This window comes from Cupriavidus ulmosensis (genome assembly GCF_977008105.1).
In genome coordinates this window covers 1,820,964-1,842,380 of sequence record NZ_CDRMWP010000002.1, presented here as the reverse complement: position 1 = coordinate 1,842,380, position 21,417 = coordinate 1,820,964, and the positions used below count along the sequence as shown (strand labels likewise).

The 21,417-nt window shown below is 71.1% G+C and carries 16 protein-coding genes and 1 riboswitch; of the genes, 11 read left to right on the top strand and 5 right to left on the bottom strand.

Annotated features, from left to right (window positions below):
• Window positions 1-13 precede the first annotated feature (13 nt).
• Together ACWTPI_RS27850 and ACWTPI_RS27845 are read right to left on the bottom strand one after the other, a co-directional pair.
• Window positions 14-1,531 (bottom strand): N-acyl-D-amino-acid deacylase family protein, encoded by a 1,518-nt coding sequence (locus ACWTPI_RS27850; RefSeq protein ID WP_454733347.1) that lies wholly within the window; start codon window positions 1,529-1,531, stop codon window positions 14-16.
• Window position 1,532: 1 nt separating this feature from the next.
• Window positions 1,533-2,435, bottom strand: coding sequence for a MurR/RpiR family transcriptional regulator (locus ACWTPI_RS27845; RefSeq protein WP_059411583.1), 903 nt, complete (start codon window positions 2,433-2,435; stop codon window positions 1,533-1,535).
• 161 nt (window positions 2,436-2,596) lie between these two features.
• On the opposite strand from ACWTPI_RS27845, the gene ACWTPI_RS27840 reads away from it, so the two are divergent.
• From ACWTPI_RS27840 to ACWTPI_RS27825, 4 genes are all read left to right on the top strand, one after another.
• Window positions 2,597-3,865: an amino acid deaminase gene (locus tag ACWTPI_RS27840; protein ID WP_454733346.1), complete on the top strand. Its 1,269-nt coding sequence runs from the start codon at window positions 2,597-2,599 to the stop codon at window positions 3,863-3,865.
• Window positions 3,866-3,918: 53 nt separating this feature from the next.
• Window positions 3,919-4,854, top strand: coding sequence for a sugar kinase (locus ACWTPI_RS27835; RefSeq protein WP_454733345.1), 936 nt, complete (start codon window positions 3,919-3,921; stop codon window positions 4,852-4,854).
• Window positions 4,855-4,955: 101 nt separating this feature from the next.
• Window positions 4,956-5,597, top strand: a complete 642-nt coding sequence (gene eda, locus ACWTPI_RS27830) for a bifunctional 4-hydroxy-2-oxoglutarate aldolase/2-dehydro-3-deoxy-phosphogluconate aldolase (RefSeq protein WP_020202834.1) — start codon at window positions 4,956-4,958, stop codon at window positions 5,595-5,597.
• 140 nt (window positions 5,598-5,737) lie between these two features.
• Window positions 5,738-7,408: a phospholipase D-like domain-containing protein gene (locus tag ACWTPI_RS27825; protein WP_454733344.1), complete on the top strand. Its 1,671-nt coding sequence runs from the start codon at window positions 5,738-5,740 to the stop codon at window positions 7,406-7,408.
• A gap of 137 nt (window positions 7,409-7,545) precedes the next feature.
• Here ACWTPI_RS27825 and ACWTPI_RS27820 read toward each other — a convergent pair whose 3' ends face one another.
• The 3 genes from ACWTPI_RS27820 to ACWTPI_RS27810 all read right to left on the bottom strand — a co-directional run bounded on the left by ACWTPI_RS27820 (window position 7,546) and on the right by ACWTPI_RS27810 (window position 10,706).
• On the bottom strand, window positions 7,546-7,677 hold the full coding sequence (locus ACWTPI_RS27820) for an entericidin A/B family lipoprotein (RefSeq protein WP_020202832.1): 132 nt from the start codon (window positions 7,675-7,677) through the stop codon (window positions 7,546-7,548).
• Between the two features lie 127 nt (window positions 7,678-7,804).
• The gene (locus ACWTPI_RS27815; protein ID WP_454733343.1) at window positions 7,805-9,148 is read right to left on the bottom strand and encodes an EAL domain-containing protein; all 1,344 of its coding nucleotides are present in this window, start codon (window positions 9,146-9,148) and stop codon (window positions 7,805-7,807) included.
• Window positions 9,149-9,392: 244 nt separating this feature from the next.
• Window positions 9,393-10,706 carry a hemolysin family protein gene (locus ACWTPI_RS27810; protein ID WP_454733342.1) on the bottom strand — a complete coding sequence of 438 codons (1,314 nt, stop codon included), beginning with the start codon at window positions 10,704-10,706 and terminating at the stop codon, window positions 9,393-9,395.
• Window positions 10,707-11,105: 399 nt separating this feature from the next.
• Here ACWTPI_RS27810 and ACWTPI_RS27805 point away from each other — a divergent pair, with 399 nt between their 5' ends.
• From ACWTPI_RS27805 to ACWTPI_RS27775, 7 genes are all read left to right on the top strand, one after another.
• Window positions 11,106-13,262: a hydantoinase/oxoprolinase family protein gene (locus tag ACWTPI_RS27805; RefSeq protein ID WP_454733341.1), complete on the top strand. Its 2,157-nt coding sequence runs from the start codon at window positions 11,106-11,108 to the stop codon at window positions 13,260-13,262.
• 13 nt (window positions 13,263-13,275) lie between these two features.
• On the top strand, window positions 13,276-15,600 hold the full coding sequence (locus ACWTPI_RS27800; protein ID WP_454733340.1) for a hydantoinase B/oxoprolinase family protein: 2,325 nt from the start codon (window positions 13,276-13,278) through the stop codon (window positions 15,598-15,600).
• A gap of 48 nt (window positions 15,601-15,648) precedes the next feature.
• Entirely contained in the window at window positions 15,649-16,155 is a 507-nt protein-coding gene (locus tag ACWTPI_RS27795) for an acetone carboxylase subunit gamma (protein WP_020202827.1), read from the top strand.
• A gap of 405 nt (window positions 16,156-16,560) precedes the next feature.
• The gene (locus ACWTPI_RS27790) at window positions 16,561-18,573 is read left to right on the top strand and encodes a sigma-54-dependent Fis family transcriptional regulator (protein ID WP_454733339.1); all 2,013 of its coding nucleotides are present in this window, start codon (window positions 16,561-16,563) and stop codon (window positions 18,571-18,573) included.
• A 63-nt stretch (window positions 18,574-18,636) separates the two neighbouring features.
• Window positions 18,637-19,512 carry a helix-turn-helix domain-containing protein gene (locus tag ACWTPI_RS27785; RefSeq protein ID WP_020202825.1) on the top strand — a complete coding sequence of 292 codons (876 nt, stop codon included), beginning with the start codon at window positions 18,637-18,639 and terminating at the stop codon, window positions 19,510-19,512.
• Between the two features lie 91 nt (window positions 19,513-19,603).
• Window positions 19,604-19,754, top strand: a riboswitch (FMN riboswitch).
• Window positions 19,755-19,873: 119 nt separating this feature from the next.
• Window positions 19,874-20,554, top strand: a complete 681-nt coding sequence (gene ribB / locus ACWTPI_RS27780) for a 3,4-dihydroxy-2-butanone-4-phosphate synthase (RefSeq protein WP_020202824.1) — start codon at window positions 19,874-19,876, stop codon at window positions 20,552-20,554.
• An 82-nt stretch (window positions 20,555-20,636) separates the two neighbouring features.
• Window positions 20,637-21,200 (top strand): surface-adhesin E family protein, encoded by a 564-nt coding sequence (locus tag ACWTPI_RS27775; RefSeq protein ID WP_454733338.1) that lies wholly within the window; start codon window positions 20,637-20,639, stop codon window positions 21,198-21,200.
• Window positions 21,201-21,417: the final 217 nt, after the last annotated feature.

Genomic DNA, 21,417 nt, shown 5'->3' with positions numbered 1-21,417 from the left:
GGTTGCGGCGCCGCTAGCCGGCCACGTCGCCGGCGCGCCGCGCGCGCGGCAGGAAGCGGCCGGCGCGCGCGCCGGTGGCCGCGCGCTGCCGCCAGGACAGCGCGCCGTTGACCCACACCGCGGCGATGCCTTCGGCCGGCTGCATGGGGTCGGTGAAGCTGGCCGCGTCGCGAATGGTGGCGGCGTCGAACAGCACCAGGTCGGCCCAGTAGCCCTCGCGCACGAAGCCGCGCTGCGCCAGGCCGAAGCGTTCGGCCGACAGGCCGGTCATCTTGTTGACGGCCACGGCCAGCGGGAACAGTTCGCGGTCGCGCGCGTAGTGGCCCAGCACGCGCGGGAACGCGCCCCACAGGCGCGGGTGCGGCAGCGGGTCGTTGGGCAGGCCGTCCGAGCCGATCACGGTGGCGGGGTGGCTGAGGATGCGGTCCACGTCGGCGTCTTCCATGCCGTGGTAGACCGCGCCGGCCGGCTGCAGGCGGCGCGCGGCGTCTTCCAGGCTGGTCTGCCACCCGGCGGCGATGTCGGCCAGCAGGCGGCCGCTCATGCCGGGATGCGGCCCGGACCACGTGACCATGATGTCGAAGTCGCTAGTGACCTGCTTGAGGTCCAGCGTGGAGGAACTGGCGGTGTAGGGATAGCAGTCGCAGCCGACCGGCTGCCAGCGCTGCGCGCGCTCGAGCGCGTCGAGCACTTCGCCGCTGCGGCCCCAGTTGGCCACGCCGGCGCATTTCAGGTGCGAGATCACCACCGGCACGCGCGCGTGCCGGCCGATGCGGAAGGCTTCGTCCATCGCCTCGAGGATCTCGGCGAACTCGCTGCGCAGGTGGGTGGCGTAGAGCGCGCCGGCGCGCGCCAGCGGCTCGGACAGCGCCAGCACTTCGTCGGTGGTGGCGCTGAACGCGCTGGCGTAGGCCAGGCCCGTGGACAGGCCCAGCGCGCCGTGCGCCAGCGCCGCCTCCAGCTGCGCGCGCATGGCGGCGATCTCCGCCGGCGTGGCGGCGCGGTCGAGCCGGTCCATGTGGTTGCTGCGCAGCGCGGTGTGGCCGACCAGCGCCGCCACGTTGACGGCGGGCCGCGCGTCCCGCACGGCCTGCACGTAGTTGCCGAAATCCGGGTAGCGGAAGGCTTCGGCGCCGCCGAGCAGGTTCATCGGGTCGGGTGGCTCGCCGCGCAGCGCGACGGGCGCGGCGCTGATGCCGCAGTTGCCGACGATCACGGTGGTCACGCCCTGCGAGAGCTTGGGCGTCATCTGCGGCTGGCGGACGACGTTGGTGTCGTCGTGCGTGTGCACGTCGATGAAGCCGGGCGCGAGCACCAGGCCGTCGGCCGCCACCACCTGCGCGGCGCCGGCGGGGTCGATGCCGCCGTCCTCATCGTCGTCCAGCATGGCGATGCGCGCGATGCGCCCGGCGCGCAGCGCCACGTCGGCGCGGCGCGCCTCGGCGCCGGAGCCGTCGAGCACGGTGGCGCCGCGGATGAGCGTGTCGAACGGCGGCAGGCCGGACGGCGCGGTGTCGGTCGAGGCGGGCATGTCAGTCTCCGAGCGGCTGGCGGCTGTCCGCGGCGCCGGGGCCCGCGCTGCCGCGGTGCGCGTCGAGCACGAACTTGAGCCGGCGCAGCCGGTCCTGGCTCTGCTCCTGCTGCAGCAGTGCGAGCTGGGTGGACAGCACGTCCATCACCAGCAGCATGGCGTAGCGCGAGGCCGAGGGCTTGAAGATGAAATCGGTTTCGAGCGTGCGCACCGGCAGCAGCACGTCGGCGCGCGCGGCCAGCGGCGAACCCAGCGCGGTCACGGCCACCAGGCGCGCGCCGTACTCGCGCGCGATGTCGCAGCTGGCCAGCATCTCGGGCACGCTGCCGGTGGCGGAGAAGGCGAGCACGACGTCGTCCTTGTGCAGGGTGGCCGCCACCATCTTCTGCAGCAGCGCATCCTGGTAGCTGGCCACGGGGCGGCCCAGGCGGGCCAGGCGGTAGCGCGCCTCGTCGGCCATGAAGGACGAGCCGCCACCCATGCCGAAAGCGTAGACCATGCGCGCGTCGAGCAACAGGCGCGCGGCGCGCCCGATGTGGTCGGGGTCGATCAGCTTGCGGTTGACTTCCAGTGAGTCCAGGATGTCGGCATGGATGCTGTCGGCCAGCGTGGCCGGGGCCGGCTCGGCCGTGCGCGCGCCCTGCGCCTGCAGGAAGCGCTGGCCCACCGCGGTGGCCTGCGCCAGGCGCAGCTTCAGGTCGCGCACGTCGCGGCAGCCGATGGCCTTGGCAAAGCGCGTCACGCTGGCTTCGCTCACGCCGGCCTTGCGCGCCAGCTCGTTGATGCTGGTCGCGGCCGCGCCGGCCAGGTCCTCCAGGATCACCTGGGCGACCTTCTGCTCGGCCAGGCGCAGCGTGGGGCCGCGCTCGGCGATGCGGGAAAGGATGTCGAAGGACGCGGACATGGACGGGAGCGTAGGGCGAAGCGTAAGGGCGGAACGTGCGCGCATCCGCCGGCGCCGGCAAGGTTCGGCACGCCGTGGATGTTACTTTATAACAAGGGTGAAATATCGTAATTTCAAGGCTATCATTACGTCAATCGGAATTTTGCGCAGTGATGACAGAGATGCATGAAATAAAGTACCAGACCGGTATGATCGATCCGCTCAACAAGGCGCTCGGCAAGCTGGAGGCGCCGCTGGCGCCGGCGGCCGCAGGCCAGGTCGGCTGGCAACTGCTGGCCGAGGACCTGAGCCTGCCGGCGGCGGTACTGTATGAAGAGCGCCTGGCCCACAACCTGGCGTGGATGCGCCGCTTCATGCACGAATACGGCGTGCAGCTCGCGCCGCACGGCAAGACCACGATGGCGCCCAAGCTGTTCGCGCGCCAGCTCGAAGCCGGCGCCTGGGGCATCACGCTGGCCACCGCGCACCAGACCGCCGCCGCCCACGCGCACGGCGTGCGCCGCGTGCTGATGGCCAACCAGCTGGTGGGCCGCCGCAATATGGAGATCGTCGCGGACCTGCTGCGCGATCCCGGCTTCGAGTTCTTCTCGCTGGTGGATTCGCCGGAACTGGCGGATCAATTGGGCGCGTATTTCAGCGGCCGCGGCCAGACGCTGCAGGTCCTGCTGGAACTGGGCGTGGCGGGCGGACGCACCGGCGTGCGCGACGCGCGCCAGCAGGCCGCGGTGCTGGCTGCGCTGGCGCGCTGGCCCGGCGCGCTGTCGCTGGCCGGCGTGGAAATCTACGAAGGCGTGCTGAAGGAAGAGGCCGACATCCGCGCCTTCCTGCAACGCACCGTGGCGGTCACGCGCGAGCTGGCCGCGGCCGGCCGCTTCGGCCGCAGCCCGGTGATCCTGTCGGGCGCGGGCTCGGCCTGGTACGACGTGGTGGCGGAGGAATTCGCGCGCGCCGAGATCGGCGCGCCGCTGGACATCGTGCTGCGCCCGGGCTGCTACCTGACGCACGACGTGGGCATCTACCGCGCCGCGCAGGAGCGCATCCTGGCCAGCAACCCGGTCGCGCAGAAGATGCGCGAGGGCCTGCTGCCGGCCTTGCAGCTGTGGGCCTACGTGCAGTCGGTTCCCGAGCCGGAGCGCGCCATCGTCGGCATGGGCAAGCGCGACGCGGCCTTCGACGCCGGCATGCCGGTCCCGGCGCGGCTGTACCGGCCCGGCGCGGCCGCGCCGCAGGCGGCGCCCGCGCACTGGGAGGTGAGCGGCATGATGGACCAGCACGCCTACCTGCGGATCCGCGCCGGCGACGACATCCGCGTGGGCGACATGATCGCCTTCGACATCTCGCATCCGTGCCTGACCTTCGACAAGTGGCGCCACATCCCGGTGCTGGACGGCAGCCTGCGCGTGACCGACATCGTCCAGACCTTCTTCTGACCGCCACGAACGGAATCACGGAACCACGGAACCTCCTGAAGGACGCCCGCACCATGAGCATCGACATCCTGGCTTTCGGCGAAGCGCTGGTGGAGTTCAACCAGCAGCCCGACGACCCCGCCCGCTACCTGCAGGGCTTCGGCGGGGACACGTCCAACTTCTGCATCGCCGCGGCGCGCCAGGGCGCGCGCGCCGGCTACATCAGCGCGGTGGGCGACGACAGCTTCGGCGAGCGCCTGCTGGCGCTGTGGACGCAGGAGCGCGTCGACACCCGCCACGTGCGCGTCGACGCCGGCGCGCCGACCGGCGTGTACTTCGTCAGCCACGACGCGCACGGCCACCGCTTCGACTACCTGCGCAGCGGCTCGGCGGCCAGCCGCTACCACCATGAATACCTGCCGCACCACGCCATCGCCGAGGCGCGCTACCTGCATGTGTCAGGCATCAGCCTGGCCATCAGCACCAGCGCCTGCGACACCGCGCTGGCGGCGATGGAGCACGCGCGCAAGGCCGGCGCCAAGGTGACGCTGGACACCAACCTGCGGCTGCGCCTGTGGACGCTGGCGCGCGCGCGCGGCATCATGCGCGAAGCCTTTTCGCTCACCGACGTGTGCCTGCCGAGCTGGGACGACATCACCGTGCTGACCGGCCTCGACGACCGCGACGCCATCGTCGACCACCTGCTCGGCTGCGGCATCGGGCTGGTGGCGCTCAAGCTGGGCGAGGAGGGCGCCTACGTGGCCACGCCCGAGGCGCGCTCGCTGGTGGCGCCGTACCCGGTGCGGGCGCTCGACGCCACCGGCGCCGGCGACTGCTTCGGCGGCAGCTTCGTGGCGCGCCTGGCGGCCGGCGACGATCCGTTCGAGGCCGCGCGCTACGCCAACGTGGCCGCGGCGCTGTCCACCACCGGCTACGGCGCGGTGGCGCCGATCCCGGCCACCGAGACCGTGCTGGCCCGGCTGGCGCAGTCGGTTTCCGTGATTGCCTGATTTTTCCGATCTTTCCCGCTTCGCGCGGTCTTCGCGCGACCGGTTCGCTGTTTTTTCGTGCCCTCGTCGGCTTGTCCGACCTACCTGACTGAATATCCGTCATGCAAACTCAATCCTCCCTGATCGAACGCTTCGCCGGCGTGCCGGTGATCCCGGTGCTGGAATTCTCCTCGGTCGACGAAGCGCTGCACGTCAGCGAAGCGCTGATCGGCGGCGGCCTGCCGGTGCTGGAAATCACGCTGCGCACGCCGGTGGCGCTGGATGCCATCAAGGCGGTGGCCGCGGCCTTCCCCGAGGCGGTGGTCGGCGCCGGCACGGTGCTCACGCCGGCCCAGCTCCAGGCCGTGGGCGAGGCCGGCGTGCAGTTCGCCGTGTCGCCCGGGCTGACCCCGGCGCTGGCCGTGGCCGCGCAGGGCGCCGGCGTGGCGCTGCTGCCGGGCGTGGCCACCGCCAGCGAGGCGATGGCCGCGCTCGAAGCGGGCTTCCAGTTCCTCAAGTTCTTCCCGGCCGAGGCCGCCGGCGGCATCCCGATGCTCAAGTCGCTGTACGGCCCGCTGGCCCAGTTGCGCTTCTGCCCCACCGGCGGCATCGACGCGGCGCGCGCGCCGTCCTACCTGGCGCTGCCCAACGTGGTGTGCGTGGGCGGCTCGTGGGTGGTGCCCAAGGATGCCGTGGCCAAGGGCGACTGGGAGCGCGTGCGCGCGCTGGCGCGCGAGGCGGCCGCGCTGCGCAAGCCGGCCTGAGCGGCCTGGAGCGTCCCCGGGTGGCCGCCGCCTTGGCCGCCGCTTTGTCGGGCACGTCGGACAAAGGCGGATAGCCGCGCCTGGCGCGAGCTCCTAAGCTTCCGGTATCGGGTCCTGGATGGCCCGCGGCTGGAGGCGGCATGCTGGTGCGATTCACGGTGACGGCGGCGGTGACGGCGGCGGGGGCGGTGGCGCGAGAGCGCCGCGCCGGACCGGCATGGATCGCCCGCCTGGCGCGCGCGCTGGCCTGCGCGCTGGTGCTGGCCACCGAGGGCTGCGCCAGCCTGCCGCGCGACGTGCCGCGCCAGCCGAGCGCGGCGCTGGCCGATCCCGCCGCCACCGCGCTGGGCCGGCTGGTGGCGCAGAGCGCGCCCGACCCGGCGCTGTCCGGCTTCCACGTCATCACCTCGGGCGAGGAAGCCTTCGGCACGCTCGTGACGCTGGCCGACCGCGCCACGCGCACGCTCGACCTGCAGTACTACATCATCGACGCCGACGAGTCCTCGCGCGAGATCCTGCGCCACGTGCGCGCCGCCGCCGGGCGCGGCGTGCGCGTGCGCGTGCTGGTCGACGACCTGCACAGCGACGGCAAGGACCGCGCCTTCCTGCGCTTCGCGCGCCACCGCAACATCGAGGTGCGGATGTTCAATCCGTTCCCGGCCGGGCGCTTTTCCAGGCTCACGCGCATGGTGTCGTCGGCGGCGGACATCCGCCGCATCAACCGGCGCATGCACAACAAGGCGTTCATCGCCGACAACGCGCTGGCCATGACGGGCGGGCGCAATATCGGCAGCGCCTACTTCCTGCGCGCGCCGGACACCAATTTCGTGGATCTCGACGTGATCGCCGCCGGCCCCGCGGTGCGGCGGCTGTCGGCGGCGTTCGACCGCTACTGGAACAGCCCGCTGGCGATTCCGGTGGAGGCGCTGGCCAGCCCCGAGGAACTGGCGGCGTCGGCCGAGCCCGCCAGCGCGGCGAGCCTGGAGCCGGGCCTGGCCGGCCCGCAGGCGGAGTCCGGGCGCGGCGAGTCCCGGGGCGCGGCGCCGCCGGCGCGCATCGATCCGCGCGCGAGCTTCCTGGCGCGGCAGCTCGCCGGCGGCGGCAAGCTGCCGCTGGAATGGGCCGCCGCCAGCGTGATGGTCGACACGCCGGACAAGGCCTCGCCCGACAAGGCGCCCGAAGGCGAGGACACGATGGTGCGGGAACTGGGCCGCATGCTGGGCGGCGCGCAGCAGGAAATCATCCTGATCTCGCCGTACTTCGTGCCCGGCGACGCGGGCGTGGCATGGATGGCGGGCCTCGTCGGGCGCGGCGTCAAGGTGCGGGTGCTGACCAATTCGCTGGCCGCCACCGATGCGCCGATCGTGCACGTGGGCTACCGCCGCTACCGGGCGGCGCTGCTGCGCGCCGGCGTGGAGCTGCATGAGCTGAAGTCGCGCCCCGGCCGCCCGCAGCGGGCGGTCGGCGATTTCACGTCCTCGCAGGCCAGCCTCCACGTGAAGGCCGCCGTGGCGGACCGCGCCAACCTGTTCGTCGGCTCGATGAACTTCGATCCGCGCTCGGCCAGCCAGAACACCGAGACCGGCCTGATCATCCGCAGCCCGCGCCTGGCGCAGCAGGTCGCGCAGTTGTTCGCCGGCGCCATCGACGACAACAGCTACCTGCTGCGCTTGTCCGGCACGGGCGCGGTGCAATGGGTGGATGGCAAGGGGAAGGATGCGGCCGTGCTCGATGCCGAGCCGGACACCACGTGGTCGAGGCGGCTGTGGATCGACGTGCTGGCGCCGTTTACTCCGGAGGAACTGCTGTAGCCGGAGGAACTGCTATAGCCGGAAGCGCCGCCGCGGTCCGGGGAACCGCTGCCAGGCCGCGGCAACAACGCAAGAAGCCGGCGCGATGCGCCGGCTTCTTGCCGCCGGGTGCCTGTGCGGGCGCCCGCGCGTCCCGCTTACTTGCTGCGGTCGGCAGCGCCTTCGAGCTTCTGGCCACCCTTCTGGATGTCCTGGCCGAGGCCTGCCATCGTATTGCAGCCCGCCAGCAGGGTGGCAAGCAGAACGCAGAAGATCCATCCTTTTTTCACGCCAGACTCCTTTTGGTCGATTTGTCCGCCGCAATTTTACCGTTGTTGGCGCACTTCATTGGGGTACCCGGCACGGCATTTTGTAACTTTTTCACGGTGCGCCGCCGCGCCGCCGCGAGGCTGCGGCCTATGGCTGCGCCAGCAGCTCGCGCACGCGCGCGCGGATGGCCGCATGCGTCTGCGCCAGCCAGTGCGCGGGGAAGGGCTGCGCGAGCAGGTAGCCCTGCACGCTGCCGCACCCCAGGCGGCGCGCCCCGGCCAGCTGCCCGCGCGTCTCGATGCCCCTGGCGCAGACCGCCAGGCCCAGTTGCCCGGCCAGTTCGCAGGCGGCCCGCATGTGCGCCGCGGCGGTGTCCTCGCGTCCGGGCCGGCCAGCGCCGCCGGGGGCGCGCGCATCGAGCATCAGCAGGTCCGGCCGCAGGCGTTCCAGGGCCGCGTGCAGGGGCTCGCCGCCCGGCGCGCCGGCGCGATCGCACAGCGCGATGCGCAGGCCGGCGTCGCGCAGCGCGGCGAGCCTGCCGGCGGCCGCGCGGTCGCCCGCCGGCACGGCCGCCGCGGGGATTTCCAGGCGGACCCGGGCGGGGTCGAGCCGCAGGCGCTCCAGCGTGCGCAGCAGCGTGCCGGTCAGCGGCGGGTCGTGCAACTGCGCGCCGGAAACCGGGAAACTCAGCTCGAACGGCTCGGCGATGCCGGGGCTGGCCAGCAGCGGCAGCGCGCTCTCCATCAGCCAGCGCGCCACGTCGCCGATCAGGCCCCGCGATTCCAGCGCGGGCAGGAAATCCTGCGGCGCCACGCGCCCGAACTCGGGGTTCTGCCAGCGCAGCCTGACCGTGTAGCCGGCGATCTCGCCGCCGGCCAGCATGGCCCGCGGCTGCAGGTTCAGCGTGAGCTGGCCGCGCGCCAGCGCGTGCGGCAATGCCGCCAGGACCGGCGAGGAGAGCGGGGACGGCGCCGTGCCGTCGGCGCCGGCAATGCCGTCGCCGCCGCGCTTGCGCACGCGCAGCATGGCGTCGCAGGCCTGGCGCACGGTGCGTTCGGCGGGCAGGGCGGGGTCGTCCGGCGCGACGCCGATGCTGGACGACAGGAACAGCTCGAAGCCGTCCTGCCGGAACGGCCGGGCGAGCGCGCCGGCCACGGCGCGCGCCAGGCGCAGCGCGGCCTCGCGCGCGTCGGCGGCCCGCGGCGGCAGCGCCGCGATGGCGCCGATCTCCGCGTCGCCGAACCAGGCCAGGTCGGCGCCGCGGGCCAGCGCCGCGACGCGCGCGGCCGCCTGCGCGCGCAGGCCGGCGGCCAGGCCGGGGCCCAGCGTCTCGCTGGCGTGGCTGAAGCGGTCCAGGTGGATGACCAGCACCGCCAGGCCGGGCGCCGCGCCTGGCCGTTGCCGGCGCGCGGCCAGCAGGGCGGCGAAATCGCCGGTGTCGGGCAGGTCCGCTTCCGGCTTGCCGACGATGCCGTCTGCGTCTGGGTGCATGGGAGGGGTGTTGGTGGATCATGCCGCCGCGCCGCACTTGGCTCGGCATAACGAAGATCATACGGCAGGGCGGGCGCGGCCCGAAGCGCGGCGGATGCCGGGATCGTGCGCCGGCGCGCGGACTTGATGGCGATCAAGTCTCGCCGGCGGCGCCCCACGGTGGTGCGGAGCGGGCCGGCGAATGCGGAAGGGGATGCGGAAGGGGCAAGAGGAACGGAGGGCGGGCGCCATGCCCGCCGCGCGGTCAGCCGGTGGTCTCGGCGTCGGCGCCGTCCTCGGGCACCACCACGGAGGCCAGCACCTTGTCGATGCGCTTGCCGTCCATGTCGACGATCTCGTACTTCCAGTCGCCCCAGCGCACGGTGTCGCCGGTCTGCGGCAGCCGGCCCAGCAACAGCAGCAGCATGCCGGACAGCGTGTGGTAGCGCTCCTTGTCCTCTTCCGGCACGTGGCGCAGGACGAGGCGGTCCTTGAGCTCGGGAATCGGGATCAGGCCGTCGAGCAGCCAGGAGCCGTCCTCGCGCTGCACCGCCCATTCCTCGCCGGCGCTGTCGGGCTTGAACTCGCCGGTGATGGCCTCGATCAGGTCCTGCAGCGTCACCAGGCCCAGCACTTCGCCGTACTCGTCGATGACGAAGGCCATCTGCCCGCCCGAGGCGCGGAAGTTCTCCAGCAGCTCCATGCCGGTCACGCTCTCGGGCACGAACACCGGCGCCTGCAGCACCGCGGTCAGGTCGGTGGGCTCGCCGCGCAGGCGGCGCGCCAGCAACTGGCGGGCGCTGACCACGCCCAGCATGTCGTGCATGCCGCCGCGCACCACCGGGAAGCGCGAGTGGTCGGACTCCTCGATGCGGCGCAGGTTTTCTTCCAGCGGCACTTCCACGTCCAGGCACACCACGTCGCCGCGCGGCACCATCAGCGAGGTGAGCTGGCGGTCGTCGAGGCGGAACACGTTGCGCACCATCGTGTGCTCGTTCTGCTCGATGACGCCGGCCTCCGAGCCTTCGACCAGCAGCGCGTGGATTTCTTCCTCGGTCACGGCCGGGCCGCGGCCGCTCGTCACGCCAAGCAGGCGCAGCACCAGGCGCGTCGAGCTGGACAGCAGCTTGACGAACGGCGTGGAAGCCACCGCCAGGAACGAGATCGGGCGCGCCACCAGGCGCGCGATGCTTTCGGGTGCCATCTGGCCGAGCCGCTTGGGCACCAGCTCGCCGAGCACGATGGAAAAGTAGGTCAGGCCGGCCACCACGATGGCGGTCGCCACGTAGCCGGCGGTGACGGTCTGCATGCCAAAGCCCTGCAGCCAGACGCCGAGCGGCTGGGCCAGCGTGGATTCGCCGACCACGCCGTTGAGCACGCCGATCGAGGTGATGCCGATCTGCACGGTGGAGAGGAAGCGGGTGGGATCTTCGCCCAGCTTGATCGCCTCGATGGCGCCGCGGTCGCCTTCCTCGATCCGTTTTTGCAGACGAGCCTTGCGGGCCGTCACCAGCGCGATTTCCGACATGGCGAACAGTCCGTTGAGCAAAATCAGCGCCAGTAATATGGCAATTTCCATCAGGGTGCGCGCCCTGTGCGCGCAGGAGTTATCGAGGGCCAAAGCATAACATTGCTATGTGTCGGAACCGTTCCCGGCGCGCGCGCGCCGGCGCCGGACGTGCCGTTCCGGTCGCCCGGCCACCTCCCGTGCCATTTCTTCCTCCACCTCTCCCGCCATCGCGCCACAGCGCGAAAACCGGACGGTGGCGCCGTTCGAAATCGCGACGTCCGCTACGCGGGCGCCCTCGCCGCGACCCGGCGGCTGCGCGCCAACCCGTTGATGCAAAAGACAATTCACCGCCTTCCGTGCGCTGGCACAGCGGTTGCGAAGAGAAACCGGGCCCCGCGACGCGGCGAGCCTGGCAACGGCGCTGCCCGGCAGCCGCCGTGAACGCAATCACTGGAAGGAGACATGGATATGGAAGTGCAATCGCAAGTCCAGGTGATGGGCATCGATGCCGGCGGCACGATGACCGACACCTTCTTTGTGCGCTCCGATGGCCGTTTCGTCGTGGGCAAGGCGCAAAGCAACCCCGAGGACGAATCGCTGGCCATCTTCAATTCGTCCGAGGACGCGCTGGCGCACTGGCAGCGCGGCGTCGACGACGTCTATCCCGAGCTGCTGACCTGCGTGTATTCGGGCACCGCGATGCTCAACCGCGTGGTGCAGCGCAAGGGGCTCGACGTGGGCCTGATGGTCAACAAGGGCTTCGAGCACGTCCACTCGATGGGCCGCGCGATCCAGAGCTACCTCGGCTACGCGCTGGAAGAGCGCATCCACCTCAACACGCACCGTTACGACGAGCCGCTGGTGCCGCTGTCGCGCACGCGCGGCGTGACCGAGCGCACCGACGTGCAGGGCGAGATCGTGATCCCGCTGCGCGAGCACGAGACCCGCCAGGCCACGCGCGAGCTGGTGGCGGCCGGCTCCAGGGCCATCGTGATCTGCTTCCTCCAGTCGCACAAGAACGGCACCAGCGAGCAGCAGGCGCGCGACATCGTGCGCGACGAGCTCAAGAAGCTCGGCGCCGACATCCCGGTGTTCGCCTCGGTGGACTACTATCCGCAGCGCAAGGAAAGCCACCGCATGAACACCACGGTGCTCGAAGCCTACGCGGCCGAGCCCTCGCGCCAAACCCTCAAGAAGGTCAGCGACCGTTTCCGCAAGCACGGCGCCAAGTTCGACCTGCGCGTGATGGCCACCCACGGCGGCACCATCAGCTGGAAGGCCAAGGAACTGGCGCGCACCATCGTCTCCGGCCCGATCGGCGGCGTGATCGGCTCGCGCCTGCTGGGCGAGACGCTGGGCTACGACAACATCGCCTGCTCCGACATCGGCGGCACCTCGTTCGACATGGCGCTCATCACCAAGGGCAACTTCGCCATCGCCGCCGACCCGGACATGGCGCGGCTGGTGCTGTCGCTGCCGCTGGTGACGATGGATTCCGTGGGCGCGGGCGCGGGCAGCTTCGTGCGGCTCGACCCGTACAGCGGCGCCATCAAGCTGGGGCCGGACAGCGCCGGCTACCGGGTCGGCACCTGCTGGCCCGAGAGCGGGCTGGACACGGTCTCGGTGTCGGACTGCCACGTGGTGCTCGGCTACCTCAATCCCGACAACTTCCTCGGCGGCGCCATCAAGCTCGACGTGGCGCGCGCGCGCCAGCACATCAAGGATCAGATCGCCGACCCGCTGGGCCTGTCGGTGGAGGACGCCGCCGCCGGCGTGATCGAGCTGCTCGACCTGCAGCTGCGCGAGTACCTGCGCTCCAACGTCAGCGCCAAGGGCTACAACCCGACCGAGTTCGTCTGCTTCTCCTACGGCGGCGCGGGGCCGGTCCATACCTACGGCTATACCGAAGGGCTGGGCTTCAAGGACGTGATCGTGCCGGCCTGGGCCGCGGGCTTCTCGGCGTTCGGCTGCGCCTGCGCGGACTTCGAGTACCGCTACGACAAGAGCGTCGACCTGGCGCTGCCGCAGGGCGCGGCCGAGGCCGACAAGGCGCAGGCCGCGCAGACCATCCAGCAGGCCTGGTCGGACCTGGCCGCCAAGGTGATCGAGGAATTCCGCATCAACGGCTTCAAGCCCGAGGACGTGATCCTGCGCCCCGGCTACCGCATGCAGTACATGGGCCAACTCAACGACCTGGAGATCGACTCGCCGATTCCCAGCGCGGCCGGCGCCGCCGACTGGGACCGCATCGTCGATGCCTTCGAGCAGACCTACGGCCGCGTGTACGCCAGCTCGGCGCGCTCGCCCGAGCTGGGCTTCTCGGTGACGGGCGCGATCATGCGCGGCATGGTGCTGACGCAGAAGCCGGTGCTGCCCGAAGACCCCGACGGCGGTCCCACGCCGCCGGCCGCGGCCCGCATCGGCACGCGCCCGCTCTACCGCCAGAAGCGGTGGCACGACGCGGTGCTGTGGAAGATGGAGGCGCTGCAGCCGGGCAACACCATCACCGGGCCGGCCATCATCGAGTCCGACGCCACCACCTTCGTGGTGCCGGAGGGCTTCGCCACCACGCTCGACAAGCATCGCCTGTTCCACCTCAAGGAAGTGAACAAGGCAGCGAAATAACAGGAGACACGCCATGAACATGATGTCCAGCAAGGAAGTCGGCCTGGCCGACCTGCTCAAGACCGGCCAGACGCTCAAGGAATTCCGCGATGCGATACTCGAGCGCACCGCGCAGACCGGCCACTACAACGGGCTCACGCGCCTGGCCTTCCGCGAGCGCGACCCGATCCGCTACGAAAAGCTGTTCTCCAAGCTGCGCGGCGGCCTGGTGCATGCGCGCGAGACCGCCAAGAAGATCGCCGCCAGCCCTATCGTCGAGCAGGAAGGCGAGCTCTGCTTCACGCTCTACAACGCCGCCGGCGACTGCGTGCTGACCTCGACCGGCATCATCATCCACGTCGGCACGATGGGCGCGGCGATCAAGTACATGATCGAGAACAACTGGGAGGGCAATCCCGGCATCCATCCCGGCGACATGTTCACCAACAACGACTGCTCGATCGGCAACGTGCACCCGTGCGACATCGCCACCATCGTGCCGATCTTCTCGCACGGCAAGCTGGTGGGCTGGGTGGGCGGCGTGACCCACGTGATCGACACCGGCGCGGTCACGCCCGGCTCGATGTCGACCGGGCAGGTGCAGCGCTTCGGCGACGGCTACATGATCACCTGCCGCAAGACCGGCGTGAACGACACGCCGCTGCGCGACTGGCTGCACGAAAGCCAGCGTTCGGTGCGCACGCCGAAATACTGGATCCTTGACGAGCGCACCCGCATCGCTGGCTGCCACATGATCCGCGACCTGATCGAGGAAGTGATCGCCGACGAAGGGCTGGAAGCCTACGAGGAATTCGCCTACGAGGTGATCGAGGAAGGGCGGCGCGGCCTGCAGACCCGCATCAAGGCCATGACGCTGCCGGGCAAGTACCGCAAGGTGGCCTTCGTCGACGTGCCCTACAACCATCCGGACGTGCAGACCTCGTCGGCCTTCGCCAAGCTCGACTCGATCATGCACTCGCCGGTGGAGATGGAGATCCGCAAGGACGGCTCGTGGCGGCTGGACTTCGAGGGCGCGAGCCGCTGGGGCTGGCATTCGTACAACGCGCACCAGGTGGCCTTCACCAGCGGCATCTGGGTGATGATGACCCAGACCCTGGTGCCGACCCAGCGCATCAACGACGGCGCCTACTTCGGCACGGAATTCCACCTGCCCAAGGGCACCTGGATGAACCCGGACGACCGCCGCACCGGCCACGCCTACGCCTGGCACTTCCTGGTGTCCGGCTGGAGCGCGATGTGGCGCGGGCTGTCGCAGGCGTATTTCAGCCGCGGCTACCTGGAAGAGGTCAACGCCGGCAATGCCAACACTTCCAACTGGCTGCAGGGCGGCGGCATCAACCAGGAAGGCGAGATCCACGCGGTCAACAGCTTCGAGGCCTCGTCGTGCGGCACCGGCGCCTGCGCCATCAAGGACGGGCTGAACCACGCCGCGGCGATCTGGAACCCCGAAGGCGACATGGGCGACATCGAGATCTGGGAGATGGCCGAGCCGCTGCTCTACCTCGGGCGCAACGTCAAGGCCAACTCCGGCGGCTACGGCAAGTACCGCGGCGGCTGCGGCTTCGAGACCCTGCGCATGGTGTGGAAGGCGCAGGACTGGACCATGTTCTTCATGGGCAACGGCTACATGAACAGCGACTGGGGCCTGATGGGCGGCTACCCGGCCGCCACCGGCTACCGCTTCGAGGCGCACAAGACCGGCCTGAAGGAGCGCATCGCCGGCGGCGACAGCCTGCCGCTGGGCGGCGACGCCAACCCGGACCTGCCGGACTACGAGAACCACCTCAACGCCGGCGCCGTCGTCAAGCGCGACCAGCAGTGCATGACCACCGAGGACTGCTACGACAACTACGACCTGTACCTGAACTACCTGCGCGGCGGCCCCGGCTTCGGCGATCCGCTCGACCGCGAGGTGGAGGCCATCGAGCGCGACCTGAACAACGCCGTGCTGCTGCCCGAGTACGCGCAGAAGGTCTACGGCGCGGTGGCGACCAGGGACGGCAACGGCATCTGGAAGGTGGACGCCCGGCAGACCGCGCTGCAGCGCGTCGAGATCCGCAACCAGCGCCTGGCGCGCTCGCAGCCGACGCAGGAATGGATGAAGGGCGAGCGCGAGCGCATCCTGGTCAAGCATGCCTCGACCCAGGTGCAGCACATGTTCGCCACCAGCTTCGGCCTGTCGCAGAAGTTCGAGCAGCAGTTCCGCGCGTTCTGGGACCTGCCGGCGTCATGGACCCTGACCGAGGACGAGCTCGACGTGCCGACCTACGGCTCCAAGTACCGCATGGACCTGTCCAAGATGCCGGACGTCCATACCGTGGTGCTGGTCGAAGAGTAAGGCCGCCCCGGCACATCCAATCACGCAGGATTCAGGAGAAGACGCAAGATGTCTACCTATACCAGTGAACAGGTCAAGAACCTCGTCGACGGCAAGCTCGACTGGGACACCACGCTGCGCATGCTGTCCATGCCCAAGGACGCGGAGCGCTTCAAGCTGTACGTCGAGGCGCTGCAGAAGAAGCTCGACTGGGACGACCGCATCGTGCTGCCGCTGGGCCCGCACATGTTCATCGTGCAACAGGCCAAGACCCGCAAGTGGGTCACGCAGTGCGACTGCGGCCATGTGTTCTGCGACTACCGGGAGAACTGGAAGCTGCACGCCAACATCTACGTGCGCGACACCGAGGAAGCCATGACCGAGGTCTATCCGCACCTGATGGCGCCGGACACCCAGTGGCAGGTCTACCGCGAGTACTACTGCCCGAAGTGCGGGACCATGCACGACGTGGAGGCGCCCACGCCGTGGTATCCGGTGATCCACGACTTCGAGCCGGACATCGAGGCTTTCTATACCGACTGGGTGAAGCTGCCGCTGCCGGAGCGCGCGGACTGACGCGCGCTCCGCTGCCGATGTAGCCCATCCTCCGCATCGGGCAACCGCATGTGGACAGGCCGCCGGTTTTGGCCGGTGGCCGGACGGCCGTTCGATTTTCGGACGGCCGTCGTGTTTTCGGACGGCGCCGCGCGGGCGGTCCGGCGCGCGCGCGCCGTGGCGCGGCGCCGGGCCGGTGGCGTGGAATTTGCTCGCAGTCTGCCAGCAGGGATGGGCAAGTCCCGGCTGGCCCTGGTGGCGCTGCCGGGAGTAGCATGCGCAAAGCAGACGGCCAGGCAAGCGAAGGCGCAGGCCAGGAACGCGGGCGCCAGTCCCGCGCAGGCAGAGCCAGAGAGCGAAAAAGAGCGAGCCGGCACACCGGCCATTCGTGATCCGCCACCGGCGGACCCCGCAAGGAGACACGGCATGCATCCAGCCAGCACACCGATGGACTGGTTTTCCCATCCCGATCATGACGCGAGCATCATGTCCGCCTGGGAACACCTGATTGGCGGCGGCGAGGCGAATGCCGGCGAGCTGCGCTGCGTGGTGGACGACTCGTGGCGGCGCTGCCTCGTGGCCCGCGTCGATCCCGGCGCCGGCGCCGCGCCGCCGCCGCTGGGCCAGGACGGCCTGCGGGCGCGGCGCGAGAAGAACGCGCGGCTGGTCAGCACCAGCCTGCCGCTGATCCAGCAGACCCACGAATTCCTCTCGCAGACCGGCACCATCATGCTGCTGGCCGATCCCGACGGCATGATCCTGCAGCAGGAAGGCGATATGCGCATCGTCGAGCCGGCCGGCGAGGTCGGCCTGATTCCGGGCTGCGACTGGACCGAGCTGAACTGCGGCACCAACGCCATCGGCACCGCGCTGGCTTTGCAGCAGCCGGTGCAGATCCACGGCGCCGAGCATTTCTGCGCCGGCATCAAGCGCTGGACCTGCTCGGCCACCGTGATCCGCGACCCGCTCGACGGCGGCGTGCTCGGCGTCATCGACGTGTCTGGCCTGGCGCAGACCTACAGCCGGCACAGCCTGGCGCTGACGGTCTCGCTGGCCGGGCGCATCGAAAGCCGCCTGGCCAAGCTGGCGATGGAGCGCCGCCTGCGGCTGCTGGACCGCTGCGCCAGCCACTTCGGCTCGCTGCGCAGCGACGGCGTGCTGGTCCTCGACGAATGCGGGCAACTGGTCAAGGCCAATCCGCAGGCGCCCGCGGCGCTGCTGCGGCTGGGCGTGGACACCGCGCTGGACCGCAGGTTCTCGGTGCCGGGCCTGGGCATCCGGCAGGCCGGCGCCGCCGTCCGGCCCGCGCCGGACTGGCTGCGGCTGGCCCGCCTCGAAACCATCCGCGAGGCCGGCGAGACGCTCGGCTTCCTGCTGGTGGTCCCGGCCGTGCCGCAGCGCGCGGCCAGCGGCGCGCCGCCGGCGCGCACGGCCCCGGCGCCGGCCTTCTCGCGCATCGTCGGCAACGGCGCCGCGCTGCGCTCGGCGGTGGAGAAGGCGCAGCACCTCGCGCCGTCCCGGGTGCCGGTGCTGCTGCTGGGCGAGACCGGCGTCGGCAAGGAACTGTTCGCGCAGGGCATCCACCAGGCCAGCGCCTGCGCCGAGGGGCCGTTCGTGGCCCTGAACTGCGGCGGGCTGTCGCGCGACCTGCTCGCCAGCGAGCTGTTCGGTTATGCCGAAGGCGCCTTCACCGGCGCGCGCAAGTCGGGCGCGGCCGGCAAGATCGAGGCCGCCAACCGCGGCACGCTGTTCCTCGACGAGATCGGCGAGATGCCGCTCGACATCCAGCCGCACCTGCTGCGCGTGCTCGAAGAAGGCGAGATCTACCGGCTCGGCGAGAACACGCCGCGCAAGGTCAGCTTCCGGCTGGTCGCCGCCACCCACCGCAACCTGCGCGACGACGTGGCCGCCGGCAAGTTCCGCATGGACCTGTTCTACCGCATCGCCGTCACCAACATCGCCATCCCGCCGCTGCGCGAGCGCAAGGACGACATCCCCGCGCTGGTGGCGCACTGGCTCACGCATCTGTGCGAGCGCTACGGCCTGCCGCTGGCCTCGTTCGACGACGACGCCTATGCCTGCCTGCTCGCCTACGACTGGCCCGGCAACGTGCGCGAGCTGCGCAACGCGCTCGAAGGCTCGCTGCTGATGGCCGACGGCGGCGTGATCACGGTCGACAAGCTGCCGCTGGAGATCGGCGCGGCCGCCTGGCAGGGCGATGCGGCCCGGGCGGAACCCGCGGCTGCCGCGCCGCCCGGCGCCGTGTACTCGCTGGAGATGGCCGAGGCGGAATCGATCCGCCGGGCGGTGGCGTACAGCGGCGGCAACCTGACCAAGACCGCCTCGCACCTCGGCATCGCCAAGAGCACGCTGTACCAGAAGATCCGCAAGTACGGCCTCGCGGCGGCGTTGAGCGAGACGCGGGGCAGGGTGCTGTAGCAGGGGCGCGGGATTACCTCGGAGGTAATCGCCGCATGGCGCCGGCCGTGCTGTAATGCCGTCATGGACACCCTGACCCCGAGCTCCGAGACCGCCACCGACTTTCCCGGCCTGCTGCGCTACTGGCGCGGCAGGCGCGGCTACAGCCAGCTCGCGCTGTCGCTGGCCGCCGGGGTGTCGCAGCGGCATATCAGCTTCCTCGAGTCGGGCCGCGCCCGGCCCAGCCGCGAGATGGTGCTGTCGCTGGCGGACCGCCTCGGCGTGCCGCTGCGCCAGCGCAACCGGCTGCTGCTGGCCGGCGGCTTCGCCCCGGCCTATAGCGAGCACGGCCTCGGCGCGCCGGCGCTGCAGATGGTGCAGCAGGCGGTGGCGCTGATCCTGAGCAAGCAGGAACCGTATCCGGCGGTGGTGCTGGACCGCTTCTGGAACCTGCTCGACGCCAACCGGGCCTACCGCGACATGCTCCGCGTGCTGCTCGGCGGGCGCGCGCCGTCCACGCTGGAGCCGGGCGATGCGCGCGTCAACCTGATGCTCACGGTGTTCGACCCGCAGGGGCTGTGGCCGGCGCTCGGGAACGCCCGCCAGGTCGGCCGCTACCTGCTGCGCCGGGTCTGGCAGGAACTGCAGACGCAGGCGCAGGACCAGGCCGCGCGCGCGCTCTTCGCGCGCATCGCGGCCTGGCACCCGGATCTGCTCGGGCCGGGCGGCCTGCCGCTGGCCGACGACGAGGCCGCCGGCGGCCCGCCGCCGCCGCTGCTGCCGGTCACGGTGGCGGCGGGCGGCTTCCGCGCCGCGCTGTTCACCACGCTGACCACGCTCGGCATTCCGCAGGACGTGACGCTGCAGGAAATGCGCATCGAGTGCTTCTTCCCGGCCGACGAGGCCTCGCGCCTGGCGCTGGAGGCGCTGGCCAGCCACGCCGCGGCCGTGGCGCCCTAGGCCGGGGCGCGCCAAGCAAGCCTTGGCGCACCCGTGCTAACATGCCGTTGCCGGCGCGCCTGCCATCCCCGATGGTGGCGCGCCGGCATCGTTACGTCTTCAGGGCGGGGTGCAAGTCCCCACCGGCGGTATGCCACCACAGCGCGTGGCGAGCCCGCGAGCGCCCGCATTCCCGTGCGGGGTCAGCAGACCTGGTGAGAGGCCAGGGCCGACGGTCATAGTCCGGATGAAAGAAGATGGGCGGTACAACCCGGCTGGCTCCCCCCGGCATGCGCGTGCTGCGCGCCTGCGCGGCTGGATTTGCCCGTGTTTTCCGCTGATCCCCTGGAACGCCCGCTTATCGTTGCAATAGGAGCGTTTCATGCTGTCACTTCCCACCCAGGAACAACCCGTTGTCGCTTTCCCGGCCGGCGCGGAGGCCGACCAGCGCCCGCTCGGCGAGCGCATCGCGCGGGCGCTCGACGCCATGCGCGAAGGCCGTCCCGTGGTACTGCTCGACGATGACGACCGCGAGAACGAGGCCGACCTGATCCTCTCCGCCGAGCGCCTGACCCAGGCCAACATGGCCATGATGATCCGCGAGTGCAGCGGCATCGTGTGCCTGTGCCTGACGCGCGAGAAGGTGGCCAGCCTGGGCCTGCGCCCGATGGTCGAAAACAACCGCAGCCAGTACGGCACCGCCTTCACGGTCTCGATCGAGGCGCGCGAAGGCGTGACCACGGGCGTGAGCGCGGCCGACCGCATCACCACCATCCGCGCCGCCATCGCCGAGGACGCTGGCCTCGATGCCGTGGTCAGCCCCGGCCACGTATTCCCGCTGGTGGCGGTGGACGGCGGCGTGCTGGCGCGCCGCGGCCATACCGAAGGCTCGGTCGAGCTGGCCCGCCTGGCCGGGCTGGCGCCGGCCGCGGTGCTGTGCGAGCTGATGAACCCGGACGGCACGATGGCGCGCCGCCCCGAGGCGCTGGCGTTCGCCGAGATGTACCGCCTGCCGGTACTGACCATCGCCGACCTGGTGGCCTGGCGCGGTCAGCAGGGCTGAGCGCGGCGCCCCGCGGCGCGGGGCGGCGGCGGGACCGTATGCGACAATGCGGCCTGTTTTCTGCCTGAACGAGGGTCCGTCCATGTCCTTGCGCGCCGCTTTCCACGCCGTTTCCTGTGCCATCGTCCTGCTTGCGGGCGGCAGCCTGTGCCTTGCCGCCCATGCCGAGACGGCCACCGGCACGGTCCGTCCCGCCGCGGCGGGGCTGTATCAATGCCCCGGCGCCGACGGCGGCGTGGCATTGCGCGCCACGCCGCGCGACGGCTGCACCGCGGTGGCGGCGCCCGAGACCGGCGCGCCCGATCCGCAGCGTTGGCTGCCGCTCGCGGGCGCCAACGGCGCGATCTCCTATTTCGACAAGACCTCGGTGCGCCGCCGCGGCGCGGAAGTGGGCGTGGCCGTGATGCGCAACGCGCCGGCCGGCGTGATCCGCACCACGAGCGGCGAGCAGATCCGCTCCTCGCTCCGGCGCATGATCTTCAACTGCGCGACCTCGATGTACGCGGTGGTCGAGCAGACCTTGTATCCGAAGCGCTACGCGCGCGGCGAATCGCTCTACACCATCGACGCGCCGCAGGCCGGCATGCCGCAGCAGGTCGCCGCCGGCACCGTGGCGGGCGAGCTGTTCAACCGCCTGTGCCACTGAGCGGGCCGGCGCGCGCGTCAACCTTTTGCGCTCCTGCGCCGTTGCTGGTAGCGAAGGCGACCGGCGGCGGGCATGCCCGCGACGCCAGCAGTTCGCCGTGCCGCCCGCATCTGCATGCCGCGCCGCGCCAATAGGCCGACGCGCCGGCGCGTTGCCGCGATGACGGGGAAACGGTGCCCAGTGGCAACATGCCGTCCGGGGGGACCGGCACCGGGGT